Annotated in this window: 15 protein-coding genes; 6 read left to right on the top strand and 9 right to left on the bottom strand. The window is 70.9% G+C overall.

Annotation, left to right across the window (positions count from 1 at the left end; all coding sequences use genetic code 11):
* Positions 1-181: 181 nt before the first annotated feature.
* Positions 182-4081, top strand: a complete 3900-nt coding sequence (locus C469_RS13355) for a beta strand repeat-containing protein (protein ID WP_008007460.1) — start codon at positions 182-184, stop codon at positions 4079-4081.
* A 16-nt stretch (positions 4082-4097) separates the two neighbouring features.
* On the opposite strand, the gene C469_RS13350 is transcribed toward C469_RS13355, so the two are convergent.
* Together C469_RS13350 and C469_RS13345 are read right to left on the bottom strand one after the other, a co-directional pair.
* Entirely contained in the window at positions 4098-5165 is a 1068-nt protein-coding gene (locus C469_RS13350) for an mRNA surveillance protein pelota (RefSeq protein ID WP_008007458.1), read from the bottom strand.
* 25 nt (positions 5166-5190) lie between these two features.
* Positions 5191-6375 carry a DUF4013 domain-containing protein gene (locus C469_RS13345; protein WP_008007456.1) on the bottom strand — a complete coding sequence of 395 codons (1185 nt, stop codon included), beginning with the start codon at positions 6373-6375 and terminating at the stop codon, positions 5191-5193.
* Positions 6376-6678: 303 nt separating this feature from the next.
* On the opposite strand from C469_RS13345, the gene C469_RS13340 reads away from it, so the two are divergent.
* The 3 genes from C469_RS13340 (at position 6679) to C469_RS13330 (ending at position 8366) form a co-directional block, all read left to right on the top strand.
* Positions 6679-7056 (top strand): hypothetical protein, encoded by a 378-nt coding sequence (locus C469_RS13340; RefSeq protein WP_008007454.1) that lies wholly within the window; start codon positions 6679-6681, stop codon positions 7054-7056.
* A complete protein-coding gene (locus tag C469_RS13335; protein ID WP_008007452.1) occupies positions 7053-7988 on the top strand; it encodes an alpha/beta hydrolase in 936 nt (311 codons plus the stop codon). The genes C469_RS13340 and C469_RS13335 overlap by 4 nt, the downstream gene beginning before the upstream one ends.
* Before the next feature lie 66 nt (positions 7989-8054).
* Positions 8055-8366: an MTH1187 family thiamine-binding protein gene (locus C469_RS13330; protein ID WP_008007450.1), complete on the top strand. Its 312-nt coding sequence runs from the start codon at positions 8055-8057 to the stop codon at positions 8364-8366.
* Between the two features lie 60 nt (positions 8367-8426).
* On the opposite strand, the gene C469_RS13325 is transcribed toward C469_RS13330, so the two are convergent.
* The 7 genes from C469_RS13325 to C469_RS13295 all read right to left on the bottom strand — a co-directional run bounded on the left by C469_RS13325 (position 8427) and on the right by C469_RS13295 (position 14686).
* Positions 8427-9113, bottom strand: a complete 687-nt coding sequence (locus C469_RS13325) for a hypothetical protein (protein WP_008007449.1) — start codon at positions 9111-9113, stop codon at positions 8427-8429.
* A gap of 57 nt (positions 9114-9170) precedes the next feature.
* On the bottom strand, positions 9171-10679 hold the full coding sequence (locus C469_RS13320) for an RtcB family protein (protein WP_008007447.1): 1509 nt from the start codon (positions 10677-10679) through the stop codon (positions 9171-9173).
* 84 nt (positions 10680-10763) lie between these two features.
* On the bottom strand, positions 10764-11210 hold the full coding sequence (locus C469_RS13315; protein ID WP_241430031.1) for a hypothetical protein: 447 nt from the start codon (positions 11208-11210) through the stop codon (positions 10764-10766).
* A gap of 221 nt (positions 11211-11431) precedes the next feature.
* Positions 11432-11896, bottom strand: coding sequence for an archease (locus C469_RS13310; RefSeq protein ID WP_008007443.1), 465 nt, complete (start codon positions 11894-11896; stop codon positions 11432-11434).
* Positions 11893-12705 (bottom strand): DUF502 domain-containing protein, encoded by an 813-nt coding sequence (locus C469_RS13305; RefSeq protein WP_008007441.1) that lies wholly within the window; start codon positions 12703-12705, stop codon positions 11893-11895. Before C469_RS13305 ends, C469_RS13310 begins: the two co-directional genes overlap by 4 nt.
* Positions 12706-12996: 291 nt before the next feature.
* Positions 12997-13914 (bottom strand): ABC transporter permease, encoded by a 918-nt coding sequence (locus C469_RS13300; protein WP_008007439.1) that lies wholly within the window; start codon positions 13912-13914, stop codon positions 12997-12999.
* Position 13915: 1 nt separating this feature from the next.
* The gene (locus C469_RS13295) at positions 13916-14686 is read right to left on the bottom strand and encodes an ABC transporter ATP-binding protein (protein ID WP_008007437.1); all 771 of its coding nucleotides are present in this window, start codon (positions 14684-14686) and stop codon (positions 13916-13918) included.
* Positions 14687-14792: 106 nt separating this feature from the next.
* Between C469_RS13295 and C469_RS13290 the strand changes: the two genes are divergently transcribed.
* Positions 14793-15149, top strand: coding sequence for an ArsR/SmtB family transcription factor (locus C469_RS13290; protein WP_008007436.1), 357 nt, complete (start codon positions 14793-14795; stop codon positions 15147-15149).
* On the top strand, positions 15146-15814 hold the full coding sequence (locus tag C469_RS17375; RefSeq protein WP_008007434.1) for a DUF7521 family protein: 669 nt from the start codon (positions 15146-15148) through the stop codon (positions 15812-15814). Before C469_RS13290 ends, C469_RS17375 begins: the two co-directional genes overlap by 4 nt.
* Positions 15815-15834 lie beyond the last annotated feature (20 nt).

The following is a 15834-nucleotide window of genomic DNA, read 5'->3' as shown; positions in this document are numbered from 1 at the left end:
TTCGCCGTGGGCGCAGCTACCGGTCACAGCTCATGAAAATCGGAGACACGTACCATCGGAGCAGCGGACTGTGGCGAGACGTGCAGCGCGGCGCGCCCCCGTCGGCCGTCGGCCTCGGCGGACAACCGCCGGCGACGCGGACCACCGACCGACCGACCCGCCTGCGACCCGCCGGGAGTCGATGATCGGACGCGGGTTCTGGCGGGTCGTGCTCGTCGTTACGGTGGGAATAACGCTGTTTTCGGGAGCGGCGGCCGCCGAGCCGCTCGTCGGTCTCGATCCGGACGCGGACCTGGACGGAAACGGGACGGAATCGGACCCGTACCGGATCGGGAACGCCTCCGAGCTCCAGTCGATGGCCGGCAACCTGAGCGCCAACTACACTCTCACGGCCGCCGTCAACGCGAGCAACACCTCCGCGTGGAACGGCGGGGCCGGCTTCGCGCCGATCGGGAACGCCACCGACCCGTTCACGGGCTCGTTCAACGGGAGCGACCGGACGATATCGGGGCTGTCCGTCAATCGGAACGCCGAAGCCGACGTGGGGCTGTTCGGGGTCACAGACGGTGCGACTATCGAACGCGTCGGCCTCGATGACGTCGATATCGACGGTAACGAATCGGTCGGCGGGGTGGTCGGCAACGGCACCAACGACACCGCCGTGACCGCCGCGTCCGTCACCGGCTCGGTCGTCGGCGTCGACGGCGTCGGCGGACTGGTCGGCCGGGCCGCCGCGAGTACCGTCACTTTGTCGTACGCCACGAGCGCGGTCACCGGTAACGAGTCCGTCGGCGGGGTGGTCGGCGAGAGCGCCGACGAGAGCGAGATAACCGACTCGTACGCCGTCGGGGCGGTCGACGGAGAGACCGAGGTCGGTGGACTGGTCGGATATAACAACGAGAGCAGCGTGCTCAACGAGTCGTACGCCGCCGGAGCGGTCGACGGGGACGTCGGCGTCGGCGGCCTGATCGGTGTGAATAACGCGACCGTCGGGAACTCGTACTGGGATCGGGGAGCCGCGACCCGCGAGAACGCGACCGGTGGCGGAGCGGGATCCGAGGACGATCTCAGCGGCTTCGGCGCGGTCGGCGACGCCGAGCCGGCCGCCGAGATGACCGGTCTCAACGCGACCGTCGAGATGGACGACCTCGCGTTCTACGGGACGTGGATGCCGCGCGACGGCGGGTACCCCGACCTCGCGTGGAACTCGTCGTTCGCCGACGGCGGAGACGCCTTCGACGCGCTCGTCGCCGGCGACGGGAACGAAACGCCGTACGCGATCACGAACGTCTACGAACTGCAGCTGATCGGGCAGCGGCTCTCGGCGAACCACGAGCTGACGACCGATATAAACGCCTCTCGGACGGACGGCTGGAGCGTCTCGTCTGCTGAGAATGATGGAGTTGGATTCGAGCCGCTAGGGGACGACCTGGACTCGTTTGACGGCTCGTTCGAAGGTAACGGCCACTCTATCGATGGAGTAACCATCGAACGGCCTAACGGAACAGACACCGGGCTGTTCGGCGTCACCGGATCCGACAGCACGATAGCGAACGTCACGATTACCGACGCGAACGTCACGGGAGCGCAGAATGTCGGTGCGCTCGTCGGGCGGAACGGCGGCACTATTTCGGGGGGAGACGCTCAGGGCGGTTCACTGCAGGGCGTTGAAGCTGGTTCACAGCTGATTGGTGAAGCGAGATCCGATTCAGTCGGTGGACTGGTCGGCCAAAACAACGGTCGGGTCGTCGATTCGAGCGCCTCAGCGACTGTCTCCGCACCGGACAGGTCCGGTGTCGGCGGATTGGTCGGTCAGAACAACAACGGGCGGGTCGTCGATTCGAATACCTCCGGGACCGTCTCGGCACCTAACGGGTCCGATGTTGGTGGACTGGTCGGCGAAAACAACGGGCGGGTCCGCAGTTCGAGCGCGTCCGGGACCGTCTCTGCATCTAACGGGTCGAGTATCGGCGGGCTTGTCGGATTCAGCTCCGGGACGAGCGATTTCACAGCGATTTCGAACGCGAGCGCGAGCGTCGACGTGACCGCCCCGAGAGCACGAGCGGTGGGCGGGCTCCTCGGGAGCGGAGGCGGCTACGCCGAGGTCATCGACTCGGCCGCGACGGGAACCGTTCGCGGGCAGTCGGATGTGGGCGGGCTCGTCGGCGCGACCCAGAGCGACATCTTCCGGTCGTTCGCGACCGGCGACGTCGAGGGGAACACGACCGTCGGCGAGAACGCCGGCGGACTGGTCGGGGACAGCAACGGCCCGATCGGGAACTCGTCGGCGTTCGGCGACGTGACCGGGAACCGGAGCGTCGGCGGCTTCGCGGGGATCGTCAGGGACGAGTTCGACGGCTCCGAGATCGCCGCGTCCTACTCGGTCGGCACGGTCACCGGAACCGAGACCGTCGGCGGGTTCGCCGGCGAGATCAGTTCGATCCCCGTCGTCGACTCGTACTGGGACACCGAGACCAGCGGGACGGACACCCCGAACGGAACCGGTCCGGCGACCGGTCTCACCGGCCTCACGACGAGTGAGCTCCAGGGGTCGAACGTCACCGAGACCACGGCCCTCGCGTTCAACCCGGTCTGGGTCGCGACCGACGCGTATCCGATCCACGCGTGGCGAGTCGACGACTACGCGCTCTCGGTCGGCGAGACGACGCTCGATCCGGATGAGACGACCGCTGCGACGGTCACGCTCACGCTGTCCGACGGGACGACCCCCACCGCGACCGCGCCCGCGGAGTACACCTCGGACGCGCCGGCCACGGTCACGGTCGACGACGACGGCCTCGTGACCGCCGAGGAAGCCGGGACGGCCGAACTCACCGCCGCGGCGAGCGGCTTCTCCGACAGCGTCTCGCTATCGGTCACCGCTCCGACTCGATCGTCGACCTCGTCTTCTCGGTCGTCCGACGACGATGGCGGTGATGAACCGGAAGACGGACCGGTGGCAGACGAATCGGTGGAGAACGAATCGGTGGAGAACGAATCGGTGGAGAACGAATCGGTAGAGACCGAACCGGAGCCGGAACCGATAAACGAGACAGTTGACAACGCGACCGACGAGACGCCCGAGAACGAAACCGCGGTCGAATCGGTCGACGGCGGCGGGTCACGCTCGACGGTGGCGCGAATCGCCGCCGGCGGCGGTGCGGGTGCCATCGGCTCGTATCTCCTCGTCGTGCTGGTCTCGCGGACCGAGCTGTTCGCCGCGGCCGCGCCGGCCGGCGTCGCCAAGGCCGTCGCGGCGGTGCCGGGTGCCGCGGGCGTCCTTATGGCCGAACCCGAGCAAGCGGCGTTCGTCGTCGGCGCGGTGGCGCTCGCCGGCGGACGGGCGGACGGAGACGACGGTATCGACGTGACCGCCGGGGAGACGGCGACCCTCGACGTGACGGTCGAGAACAAAGGCGACGTTCCGGGCGCGAGGGTAGTCACGCTCTCGCTCGACGAGACGGAAGACTCGGTGACGATGGATCTCCCCGCCCACAGCGCCCGAACGGCGGTTCTGGAGTACCAGACGACCACGGCGGACGACGGCAAAACGCTCGGCTTCACCGTCGATTGCGAGACGGATTCGACCGACGTCGACGTCACCGTCGGCGAGCGAAATGACGAGGACCACGAACCAATGAGCGAAACGACGACGCATTCAGACGACGCACGTACCGACGACGGCGAGGCCGCACACGGCGAATCGACGGCTCCCGATGAGAGCGACAGCGAGGCGGCGCTCGACGCCGACGCCTCGGAGGCGGAGTTGGACGACGGCAGCCGAACCGGCCTCCTCGACCGGATCTGGCAGAAGAAAGGGAAGATCCTCAGTTACACCGCCGGGGTGATCATCATCTACATCGGGACGACGAACCTCGAAGGCAACGTCTTCGCCGGCGGGTTAGGCATCTTCCTCGGCGTGATGGCGCTCCCGATCGTTCGCGCGCAACTGCCGACCTCGACGCGGGTCCTGATCAGTCGCTACGGAAAAGTGGTGGTAGTCATCATCGCCGCGCTGTTCAGCGGCGTGCTGGTCGACCCCGCGGTCGTCTTCGAAACGCTCGAAGGTCTCGTCCGGTAGCCGTACTGTCGGTCCGCTACTGCAGCCGATACCGCAGTATCGCGGCGATGCCGCCGAGGTTGGAGAGCTGCTGGCCGGGGTCGAACTCCGAGGAGAAGACGACCACGTCGCCGCCCTGCTGTTCGACCGACTCGATCACCCCGTTGACGTCGATCTCCCAGTCGCCCTCGTGCTGCCGCTCCTGCCGGAGCCGCTCATCGACGACGAGGAGCGTCTCGATCGCGCCGAACTCGGCGGCCTCGGCCACGTCCTCGGGCCCGTACGTCGCCTTCGCGCCCTGCGCGATCTCGGCCGTGAGGTCGTCGATGAGCGTCGCCTCCTTCGAGATCCGGGTCTCCTTCTGCACCTCGTCGACCGCGCCGCGCTTGAGCACCTCGTGGACGCCGCGGTCGCCGGCGGCCGAGGTGTCGACGGTGGTGATCCGGTCGGCCAGATCGCGGTGCTCCTCCTCGACGTAGTCGAGCGCGTCCTGCTTCGTGAACCCCGGCCCCGCGAGGATCACCGCGTCGGCGTCGAGGTGCGCGAGCGCCTCGCCCAGCTCGGCGAACAGCTCCTCGCGCGGCCGTGAGAAGTCGCCCTTCCCGGTCGGCTTCGTGAACGAGGCGTACTCCTCGGTGCCGTACTGCTGGACCGTGTGGACGTAGGCGGCCCCTTCCTCGACGGTGGCGATGGCCACGTCGGGGTTCTCGGCGGCCTCGGTCGCCTCCTCCAGCCGCTCGGTCTGGTCCGGCTTGAAGTGCTTTTCCACCGTGATCTCGTCGTGCTCCTCGACGTTGAGGGTGTGGTGGGCGTTGAGCTGGTCCTCGCGGGAGCAGCCGACGATCACGCCCGACACGCGGAGCCGGTTGGCGAACCGGGCGAACTCCACCTCGTCGACCTCGAGCGTGACGAACAGGTGTTCGCGCTGGCCGCCGGTGTCCCGCATCTGGTCGTCGTTCCGCTGGATCCGGCGGGTGGTGTCGCCCTCGACGAGGTCCCCAGGTTCGAGGACGTGCGCGAGGTGCCAGAGGTCGTCGACGTTCTCGGGGACGAGAGCGAGCCGCTCGCGTCCCTCCTCGCCGTACCCCCGATCGGTGATGCGCATGCCCGAACGTGGCCCCGCCCGCGTATCAACGCTTGTCTTTCGGATCGGCGACGTCGACGTTCCACTCGAACTCGTCGGCGGCGTCGGTGGCGTCGGTGGCGTCGGTGGCGTCGGTGGCGTCGGTGGCGTCGGCGGTAGCGGGTCCGTCACGGGAGTCGGCCGCGTCGTCCCCGCGGCGGTCGCCCGGTTCGCCGCCGCGCGCGTTCCAGTCGAACCCGCCGTCGACCCCGACGACACCACCGAGCCCGTCGGGGACGGGGCCGTCGCCCCCCGTCTCGCCGACTCCCGCCTCGCCGACTCTCGGCCCACCGATCGGAACCGACCGGCCCGTCTGCACCGCCGGCGGCACCTCGGGCGTCGGGGGGCGTACGGGCTCGGCCGGCCAATCAGCGCGACCCGCCCCCGCCGTGGTCGCGTCGGCTGCCGGCCCGTCCGCGTCGCCCGCGACGACGGCGTCCAGCGTCGACGACGCCCCCCGCCCGTACAGCCCGTACGCGGCGACGCGGACGACGAAGACGAGCGCGGTCCCGACCACGAGCGGGACGAACGGCCCCGCCAGCGCGTAGCCCGCGCCCAGCGTCGCGGCCGCCACGACCCACGCGGTCGCGTACGCGCCGGAGCCGGCGACGCGAGCGACGCGGCGCGGGCGAAGCCCGTCGCGGAGGCGGCCGGACGCGGCGAACGCCGCGAGCGCCGCGGGCCTGACGTACGCGAACGCGAGGAGGTACGCCGCCGCGACGACCCCGCCGAGCCCGCCCGCGACCCCGGCAACGGCCACCGCGCCGCCGTCACCGAGGGCGCTCCGAGTCGCGTCGGCGAGGGGAGCGGGAGCGACGACGCCGGTCGCGAGCGCGCCGGTCGCGAGCGCCGAGAGCGCGGCTCCCGCCGCGAGCGGCGCGAGCAGGACGGCGCTCAAGAGCGCGGATCTGAGGCCGGTCCGATAGAGTTCGTTCCACGCGACGAACGGGGGTGCGCCGTCGGCGTTCCCGTCGGCGACGCCGGCGGCGAGGACGCGGACAAAGTAGCCGCGAGCGACGAACGCGGGCGCGAGCGCCAGCGGCGCGAACAGGACGAGCGGGGGGAAAAGGATCGATCCGCCGACCCAAACCGGGGTGACGACCCACGCCAGCAGCGTCAGCACCCCGCCGACGACGAGGACGCCGGCCGCGTCGGCCGAGCGCGTCAGCGCGGTCACCGTCCCCCGAAGCATACCGGATCCTGTCGCGCGACACTGATAAAGGGTGCCCGGAACCGGCGACTCGCTCGCGGAGCGGGTCCGGTTTCGGCCACACCTGTCACCGAGCCGACTTTCCCGAGAGTTTATATAATTTCACAGAGTACTACAGCCCGGCCGCGCGGGACAATCGTGTGCCTCTGACAGAACCGATCCCGGCCGTCGTTCGCGGCGGCCTTCCCCCGTCCGCGGCTTTCGGAACGAGTCGTTTCTCACGCGCCGAGCGGCCGCGCCGTCGGACGCCGGTACCGATTTATCTCGTCCGGACGTGGGTCGCGTATGACCGGTGACGAGCGGACGACCGAGGTGGAGCCGGCGCTCCGCAGCTACGGGGTCAGCGTCGAGGCCGTCGAGGGCGGCGACCCGCTGGATCTCACGTACATGACGGCGTTTCCCGGCCGCGAGGTGCACCGCGGGGAGATCGGGCGCGCGCTCAACGCGCTCATCGATCGCGCCGAAGCGGACGCGTGGGACCCCGTTCGGGTCGAGGCGACCGTGGTCCGCTCGCCGGGCGACGTGCTCGGGACGTGGCACGCGGAGGCGGCGTGGTTCGAGGCGCTGATCGCGTACGAGATCAGCGAGACCGAGTTCTCGACCCGCGTGCTGGAGACGCTGACGCACGCCGACGAGCCCGCCGGGAGCGGGGACGAAGCGTGACCCGCAGAGACCCGATAAACCGCGCGCAGCGGCGTCTATCGCGGCCGCCGCGCGAGCGGTTCGCCACCCGCGAGCTCGCGTTCGACGCCGGCGGCGACACCTGCCGTGGCACCCTCTATCTCCCCGGCGGCGACGGCGAGGACCCGCCGGTCGTCGTGATGGCGCCGGGGCTCGGCGCGGAGCGGAGCTTCGGCTACCCCGCGGTCGCGGAGCGGTTCGCCGACGCCGGCTACGCGGCGTTCCTCTTCGATTACCGCGGGTTCGGGGCGTCGGACGGCGACTCGCAGCTCGTCGACCCCGATGGCCAGCGCGCGGACTACGCGGCCGCGATCGACCGCGTTCGCCGGGTCGACGCGGTCGGCCGCGGACTGGTCCTCTGGGGCGCGTCGCTGTCGGCCGCGCACGTCCTCACGCTCGCGGCGGAGCGGCGCGACCCCGACGCCGTGATCGCCGCGGTCCCGATGCTCGACGGGCGGGCGATCGCCCGACGCCGCGGCGGCCGGTACCTCGCGCGCTCCGGGGCCGCGGGCGTCCGCGACCTGCTCGGTCACCGGCTCGGTCGCGGGCGGACGGTCCCGATCGTCGGCGGCACCGAGGAGCTCGCCGCGATCACGGAGCCGGGGACGAAGCGGAAGTACCTCGATCTGGTCGACCGCGGGTCGGCGTGGCGCAACGAGACGCCCGCGCGGTCGCTGTTGGGGGTGGCGAACTACCGGCCGGTCGAGCGGCTCGACGAGATCCGGGCGCCGACGCTGCTCCTCGCGGGGACCGACGACGCCATCGTCGACAGCGAGGCGGTCGTCGACGCGGGCGAAACCCTGTCGCGCGGGACCGTCGTCGCCATGCCCGCGGACCACTTCTCCCCGTTCGGCGAGGACTTCGAACCGGCCGTGGGGCACCAGCTCTCCTTCCTCCGGGACGCGCTCGAGTGATGCGGCTGCCGGAGCCGGCGCCGTGTCGCGTCCGTTTTTAAGTGTTCGCGGGCCGGACGCTCGGGCATGACCGCCATCGCGCTGTTGAGCGTCGCGCCGGTGATCGAGGGGAGCATGTCGGGCGAGGTCGCGAAGGCCGTCGCGGCGCTCGACGAGTTCGACGTGAGCTACGAGACCAACCCGATGGGGACCGTGATCGAGGCCGGCGACGCCGAGACGCTGTTCGCGGCGGCTGCCGCCGCCCACGACGCCGTCGACGGCGACCGCGTCTCCACCGTCTTAAAAATCGACGACAAGCGGACCGAGGAGACGACCGCCGACCGGAAGGTCGCGGCCGTCGAGGAGCACCTCGGTCGGGAGGCGAAGCGGGAGCGCTGACCGGCCGAGGGCGGGGGAGTCGACCCCCGAACGGCGTCGCTCCTCAGGCGGCGTCGCGTCTCAGGCGGTGTCGACCTCGACCGACCCGCCCGCCGTCGCGTCGCCCGCCGGGTTCTCGACGGTCAGGTCGACGGTCGTCGTGCGCACGACGGTCGCCTCGTCGCCGCCGCCGGCGACGTCCACGCGGAACACCACGTCCAGCGTCGTCGTTTCCGTCTCGCCGCCGGACAGGTCGGTGGCCGAGAGCGTCTCGCTCGTCACCGCGTCGCCCCGGGCGGTCGCGTCGGCGCGCTCGAACCGCGCGGTGAGGCCGCCGTCGACCGCGTCGAAGTCGGGCGTCGAGTCGTCCGATGCAGAGTCGTCGCCCACGGCCGCGACGTCGCCCGGCGTCGCCCCGGGATCGTCAGCGGTGAGGGTCTCCCGGTACACCTCGTCGACGCCGTCGTCGCTCCCGACGGCGAGCGTGAGCGTCACGCGCTCGACGCCCTCGGAGAAGTCGGTCCACGACACGTCGACGGCGGGCGAGAGGTAGACCGACTCGATCCGGCCGTCGTTGCTGGTGACCGTCGGGGCGTCGCCCGCCTCGAAGGCCGCCGGGTCGCCGTCGACCGCGGCGGCCGGTTCGCTCGACGCCGCGAGGGCGCCGAGGCCGGTGAAACCGCCGACCGCGACGGCGGCGACGCCGCCGAGGACCGAGCGTCTGGAGACCGCTTCGGACGAGCTACCGTTCCGCGAGTGGTCGGTCATCTCGGTGCGACGTGGCCGCGGTATCGGCCATAAACCGTCGGCGCTCCGGGACGCCGATCAGCCCTTGATGTTACAGACGGGGAACGTCCGCGCCACCTTGTCGCCGATTCCCAGGTCGTCGCTGACGCGGATCACCTCGTCGATGTCCTTGTAGACGCCGGGCGCCTCCTCGGCGATGGTGGCGCCCGACTGCGCCTTCACGTAGATCCGCTGGCCGTCCTCGAGGTCGTCCTGTACGTCGCCGCCCCAGAACTCCTGTTTCGCCTGCGTCCGGCTCATCAGTCGGCCGGCGCCGTGGGCGGTGGAGCCGAACGAGACCGACATCGACTCCGCGCCGCCCCGGAGCACGTACGAACCGGCACCCATGCTGCCGGGGATGATGACGGGCTGGCCGACGTCGCGGTACGCGTCGGGCACGTCCTCGTGGCCCGCGGGGAACGCGCGCGTGGCGCCCTTTCGGTGGACGTACAGCTCGCGGTCCGCGCGCTCGGTGGCCTCGTCGCCGACCGCGGGGCGGCCGTCGGCGTCGACGCCGACCTCGTGGGTCTCCTTCTTCGCGATGTTGTGCGCCACGTCGTACAGCAGCTCCATCCCGAGGTCATCGATCGGGTCGGCGTCGAACACCTCGCCGAACGTCTCCCGAGCCTGGTGGGTGATCAGCTGGCGGTTCACCCACGCGAAGTTGATACAGGCGCCCATCGCGCCGTAGTACTCGTCGGCCAGCTCGGAGCCGGCGGGCGCGGCCGCGAGCTCCTTGTCCGGTAGCGAGTCGAGGAGGTCGCCGTGCTCCTTCTCGATCCGACGCAGGTAGTCGTTGCAGGTCTGGTGGCCGAGCCCGCGGCTCCCGCAGTGGATCAGGACGACGATCCCGTCCTCGCGGAGGCCGAACTCGTCGGCGACTCCCTCGCGGAACACGTCGGTGACCCGCTGGACCTCCAGGAAGTGGTTCCCCGAGCCGAGCGAGCCCATCTGGTTGCGCCCGCGGTCCATCGCCTTCTGGGAGACGTACTCCGGGCGCGCGTCGGGGCGTCGCCCCTCGTCCTCGCAGCGCGCGAGGTCGCTCTCGATCCCGTACCCCTCCTCGACCGCCCACTCGACGCCGCGTTCGAGGGCGCCCTCGATGGCGTCCGCGTCGCCGTCGATGACGCCGCCGCCGCCGAGCCCGGACGGGATCGCCTCGAAGAGCGCGTCGACGAGCTCCGACTCGCGGCCGCGCACGTCGTCGTACGTGAGATTAGTTTTTACCATTCTCACTCCGCAATTTATGTCATAGCCGACCGCTCCGGGCGATATACAGCCGGTTCGGGCGTCGATGGCGCCGACGCCGCCGACCGGGAAGCCGTACCCCTGGTGGCCGTCGGGCATGCAGAGGGCGGGCTCGACCATCCCGGGCAGATGGGTGGCGTTCTTCAGCTGCTGCAGCGAGTCGTCCTCGCCGATCTCCTCCAGCAGCGATTCGCTGGCGAGGACCCGTGCGGGGACGTTCATGTCGCCCTCGCGGGGGATCTCCCAGACGTGCTCGCGCACCTTCTCCAGTCGGATCCCGTCGAACTCGCGCGTGGTCATACCCGGGGTTCGACGCGGGGAGGCAAGGGCGTTGCGAGAGGCGGGCGCGGTGGAGGGGAGCGGAGGCGGAGCTCTCCGCGACCGCTATCGGTCGACCGGGTCGATGGGGAGCCACCCGACCCCGCCGTCGGCGAGGGTGAACGCGGCGAAGACGCGCCCGAGCACGAGCCCGTACAGCAGGTGCGCCACCGCGATGACCGCGCCGAACTCGAAGCTCGCCGTGAGCCCCGGGACCGGCAGCGTCGGGACCGGTAGCGAAGTCGCGCCCGCGATCGCGATCGCGGTCGGCAACAGCAGTCCGCCGGTGATCACGCCGAGCAGCGCCGAGTGGGCGACGCCGAGCGAGAGGCACCCGCCGATGTCCGTCCGCAGGTCGTCGAAGAACGCGCGGTCGAAGACGGCGACGAACAGCGCCCCGAACGCCGTGCTGTTGATCAGGTGGACCGCCCAGCCCGCGGCGACCGTCTCGACGCCGACGAGGGCACCGATCGTCGGCATGAGGCCTAACGCCCCGTGCAACACGAGACCCATGGCGGCGCCGGCGACCAATCCGCCCACGGCGCCGGCGCGCCAGTGCCGCCCGTCCCTCTCGGCGTGCCGCCCGGCCGTCGCCTCCGACTGCGGTTCGGCCGTCGGTTCCGCTTCGACTCCCGCGTCCGTACCGCCTCGGGCTGACGGTGACATACGATGACAAGGTACTCACCACGGATAACGGTTTTTACACATTCCCGATTCACGGCCTGTTACGGCCCTCACACGTCGAAGACGACGTACGCGTACCACCCGTCGCCCCGCCGTTCGAGGGTCATCTCGGAGTAGGTGACCGCCTTGATCTCCCGGGCGGCGACGGCGTCGAGGGGGACGCCGCGGGCCGTCGCCTCGGCGGTCCACGCGGCGTCGTCGCTCCCGGCACCGTCGTCGCCCTCGGTGTCGTCGTCGCCCCCGGCATCGCCCGGCCCCGAGACCGCACACCGGTGATCGGCGGGGAGCACGAGCCGCACGTCGCGCTCGTAGATCAGTTGGTCGAGGTAGTCGAAGAGGAGCGCCTCGCGGCTCTCGGCGGTCACGGAGAGCTCGAACCGGTCTCCGGCGTCGGGAACCGCCTCGCAGCTCGCGGCGGTGAGCCCGTCGGCGACGGCCTCGAACAGCGCCGCGAGGGTCGGCGCGGTCGCCTCGACCGCGATGTCCGCCGTGTGCTCGCGGAGGGCGTAGCTCACGAGTCGTCACCTCGCTCGTCGGGCGCGACCCGCTCGTCGGACTCCCCGTCGGCGTCGGGGCGCTTCGCGGCGTCCGACATCGAGGAGTGGTACGAGCCGACCCGCCCGCCGCGGTCGGGGTCACGGACCTGTTCCGGCGACACCCCGTCGGCGTCGGCCGCGGCCCGTTCGAGGGCGACGCCGCTCGTCACCAGCGCCCGGATCCCCTCCTCGACGCTCAGGTCGACCTCGACGATCCGGCGCTCGGGGACGAACAGGACGTGGCCGCCCATCACCGGGTTCGGGGCCATCGGCATGAACAGCGTCCGCATCTCGCCGCCCTCGGCCGGGGCGGCGACCGCGTCCGGGGTCTCGCTCGTGACGAACGCGAGGGTGTAGACGGCCTCCGTGGGGAACTCGACGAGGACCACCTCCCGAAAGTTCCCGCTGTCGGACTCCAGCATGGCGTCGCTCATCTGCCGGAACCCCTGGTAGACGGAGCCGGCGCCGGGGATCTGCTCGATCGCGTAGTCGACGTAGTCGACCGCGAGCTCGCCGTAGCGCGTCGACTCGACGACGACTCCGAGCGCGAGGATCGACGCGACGAACACGACCGGCGTCGCGACCTCGATCGCGACCTCGCCGCCGACGGGGACCGTCCCCGACGGCAACAGCGGGACGAGCGCCGTGGAGAAGGCGTCCAAGTAGTCGTAGATCGCGTTGAACACCACGCCGAGCACCGCGAGCGTGATGACGGAGGGGACGATGACGGCGACGCCGGTCAGGAACGCGCGACGGAGGCGCTGCCGGCCCGTTTGCGACGGGTCCATTATTCCACACCCACGACCGAGCGCGACAAAACGCTTCCGTCAGAGACGACCCACCAGGCGTCAGTCGAACGCAAAAAGAGAACGGCGGCGGGTCACCGACCGATCGCCCCTGGTGGTCGGTGAGCGCGGGGAACGACCGTCTCGGCGGAGGGCCGAAGCGGCAGCGGGGGGAGACGCTACCGGGGGCGTCTCGTCCGTCTCCCCGTGTCCGCTTATGAAGGTGTGCCGAGTTTCACGGCGAGAAACTCGGCCCGTCTCCGCGCTCCGACCGAGCACCTCCGTTCCCACCCGTCACAGGTCACGGCGTCGGAGCCGGAGCGTCCCGACGGCGAGCGGGATCACCGTCCAGAGCCCGAGTACGGCGACGGCGAACGGGTCGGAGAGGTACACCGGAGCGCCCCCGGCTCCTCGCGCCGTCGTCGCGCCGGCCTCCGAGCCGAGGAGACCGATCGACACGCGGAGCGGCGCGACGGTCTCGGCTCCGAGCGCCACGGCGACCCTCGCGTACGCCCCGATCGGGTTGCAGGCATCGAGCGCGGCCAGCCACACCGGAAGCGGCGCGGTCGGGAGCGATCCCGTTGCCGCGTAGGACGCGCCGGCGACGACGGCCTCCCAGAGGAACAGGAGGGTGAGGTGGGCGCCGACCGCGATCGCGATCGATCGCTTCCGTGTGGACGCGAGCGCGGCGGCCCCGACGGCGACCCCTAAGAACGCCCCCGCGAGTAGCGTCGTCGCGATCCCGGCGGCGGCGAGCGACGACGCCGGGACCCGTCCGGTCGCGGCGAGGCTCGCGGGGACCGCGACCGCCACCGCCGCGGCGACGCCGAGCGTCAGCGCGGCGAACGCGCCCAGAAACGTCCCGGCGACGACCTCCGTCCGAGAGGCAGAGAGCCCGAGCAAGAGCCGTACCGTCCCGGCGTCGCGATCGCCGGCGAGCGTGAAACAGCCCGCGAGGATCGCCGCGACCGGGACGGTCAGCTGAAACGGGAGCCCGAGCAGCCCGACCGCGGCGTCGGCCGCGTACGCCGGGTCACCGTCGCTTCCGGCGACGAACGCGAGGACCGTCGCGGCGAGTAGCAGGACGAACAGCGCACGGAGGCTGCGCGACCGACCGATCCGGACGAACTCCGCGCGAGCGACGGCGAGGGACCGACGGATCCTCGGGGGTAGACCCGCGGTCGGCGGCGACGAACGGGGCCGGCGAGACATCTCACGTTACCTCCCCGTCGCGAACCCCTAGACGCGCCGTCTCCGAGTTCCGATCTGACGTGTACGCGTCGAACAGGGCCCGGAGCGATCGGTCGGCGGCTCCCGCGTCGGCGGTCGTCCGGAGCTCGTCGAACGATCCGACCGCCGCCAGTCGCCCGCCGTCGAGGATCCCGACGCGGTCACAGACCGCCTCGACGTGCGACAGGGCGTGGCTGGAGAAGAACACGGTCGCGCCGCCGTCGGCCGTCGCCCGGACGATCCGCTCCAACCGCGAGACCCCGTCGGGGTCGAGTCCGCTCGTCGGCTCGTCCAACACGAGCAGGTCGGGATCCCCGGCGAGGGCGAGCGCGAGCGCGAGCCGCCGGCGCATCCCGGTTGAATACGTCCCCGCGGATCGTTTCGCGGCCTCGGTCGATAGCCCGACGCGATCGACGAGCTCCGCGGCGTCGACGTCGACCCCCCGCAGATCGCCCGCGAGACGGAGGTGTTCGACCCCCGTGAGTTCGTCGTACAGCGCGTCGCCGTCCGGGAGGGAACCGACTCGTCCGCGGACCGCGCGCGGCGCCGTTTCGACGTCGTGGCCGAGCACCGTCGCCGTTCCGCGGGAAGGGGCGACGAACCCGAGCAGGACGCCGATCGTGGTCGACTTTCCGGCGCCGTTCGGTCCGAGGAAGCCGAACACCTCGCCGTCTCTCACGGTGAACGTCACCTCGTCGATCGCGGTGTGATCGCCGTACGTCTTGGTGAGGCCGTCGGTCTCGATCGCTGGCATATGTGGGCCCGACCGGCGAGAGACCTTAATCCGAGACCCACAGTTTCTGAGGACGAAACTCGGTGATCGGGTATTTTCTGTCACCGAACGAACGTCCGCGTGACAGATGGGGAAGCGCTCGGAGCAGGTCGGCGCCGAGACCGTCGGCGAGCTGCTGGAAGACGAATACGCTCGCTCGATCCTCGCGGAAACGAGTCGGGAGCCGCTGTCGGCACAGGAGCTCGTCGACCGATGCGACGCGTCTCCGCCGACGGTGTACCGACGGATCAACCGACTACAGGAGCTCGACATGGTCGAGGAAGAGCAGGAGCTCGATCCGGACGGCCACCACTACCGGCAGTTCTCCGCGCGGTTAGAGCGCGTGACGGTCGAACTCCGAGACGGGGAGTATAGGGTGTCGGTCGAGCGAACCGAATCCGACGCCGTCGAGCGGTTCACGAAACTGTACGAGGGGTTACGATGAGCGGGTCCGGACTCACCGTGGACGGCGGATCGGCCGCGGTCGTGCTGTTCGCGATCGCGATCGCGCTGGCGACGATCGCCGTCGGCGCCTGGGTCGCGGTGTCGGCGTACAACGGGTACCGGCGGTCCGGCGATCGGTCGACGTGGTTCCTCGCGGTCGGGATCGCGCTGGCGGCGGCCGTCCACGCGTCTCTGCGAGTGGTCCTATCGACGGCGGGGGCGTCGCTGTTCCTCGTGAACACGGTCGCGGTGGCGGTGCAGTTCACGGGGCTCGTGTTCGTCCTGTACGCGGTCTACGGGAACCCCGGCCGGAGGACGACGCGGGTGATGGCCGGCGCGGCGGCGGGCGGAGCCCTCGTGTTCCTGGTACCGGTGGCGCTCGTTCGAGCGGACGCGCTCGCGCCGCTGGCCGCGGCGACGGTCGCGAACGGCGTCACGGCCGGACTGGGGCTGTTCGTCGCGGCGCAGGCGTTCCGCGGGTACCAACGGTACGACCGCCGGCCGATGCTGCTCTTCTCCGTCGGGATCGGACTGTTGACCGTCGGGTCCTTCGCCGTGCTCAACGTCCCGGCGGCGTGGGCGTCCGACGCGCTCCGGATCGGCTCGGTCCTGACGGTAGAGTTCGCGGGGCTCCTGTCGATCGCGGCGTCGCTTCGGACCGAGTAGCTCGGTGGCCGCTGGCGGTG

Source organism: Halorubrum lipolyticum DSM 21995 (assembly GCF_000337375.1).
Classification (GTDB): Archaea; Halobacteriota; Halobacteria; order Halobacteriales; family Haloferacaceae; genus Halorubrum; species Halorubrum lipolyticum.
The sequence above is the reverse complement of the archived record's forward strand: the minus strand, read 5'-3'. Positions and strand labels throughout refer to the sequence as shown.

Excerpts from the sequence above, each read along its gene's own strand:
- C469_RS13355 (WP_008007460.1), top strand. The coding sequence starts at position 182 with ATGATCGGACGCGGGTTCTGGCGGGTCGTGCTCGTCGTTACGGTGGGA.
- C469_RS13350 (WP_008007458.1), bottom strand. The coding sequence starts at position 5,165 with ATGCGCATCACCGATCGGGGGTACGGCGAGGAGGGACGCGAGCGGCTC.
- C469_RS13345 (WP_008007456.1), bottom strand. The coding sequence starts at position 6,375 with ATGCTTCGGGGGACGGTGACCGCGCTGACGCGCTCGGCCGACGCGGCC.
- C469_RS13340 (WP_008007454.1), top strand. The coding sequence starts at position 6,679 with ATGACCGGTGACGAGCGGACGACCGAGGTGGAGCCGGCGCTCCGCAGC.
- C469_RS13330 (WP_008007450.1), top strand. The coding sequence starts at position 8,055 with ATGACCGCCATCGCGCTGTTGAGCGTCGCGCCGGTGATCGAGGGGAGC.
- C469_RS13325 (WP_008007449.1), bottom strand. The coding sequence starts at position 9,113 with ATGACCGACCACTCGCGGAACGGTAGCTCGTCCGAAGCGGTCTCCAGA.
- C469_RS13320 (WP_008007447.1), bottom strand. The coding sequence starts at position 10,679 with ATGACCACGCGCGAGTTCGACGGGATCCGACTGGAGAAGGTGCGCGAG.
- C469_RS13315 (WP_241430031.1), bottom strand. The coding sequence starts at position 11,210 with ATGGGTCTCGTGTTGCACGGGGCGTTAGGCCTCATGCCGACGATCGGT.
- C469_RS13305 (WP_008007441.1), bottom strand. The coding sequence starts at position 12,705 with ATGGACCCGTCGCAAACGGGCCGGCAGCGCCTCCGTCGCGCGTTCCTG.
- C469_RS13300 (WP_008007439.1), bottom strand. The coding sequence starts at position 13,914 with ATGTCTCGCCGGCCCCGTTCGTCGCCGCCGACCGCGGGTCTACCCCCG.
- C469_RS13295 (WP_008007437.1), bottom strand. The coding sequence starts at position 14,686 with ATGCCAGCGATCGAGACCGACGGCCTCACCAAGACGTACGGCGATCAC.
- C469_RS13290 (WP_008007436.1), top strand. The coding sequence starts at position 14,793 with ATGGGGAAGCGCTCGGAGCAGGTCGGCGCCGAGACCGTCGGCGAGCTG.
- C469_RS17375 (WP_008007434.1), top strand. The coding sequence starts at position 15,146 with ATGAGCGGGTCCGGACTCACCGTGGACGGCGGATCGGCCGCGGTCGTG.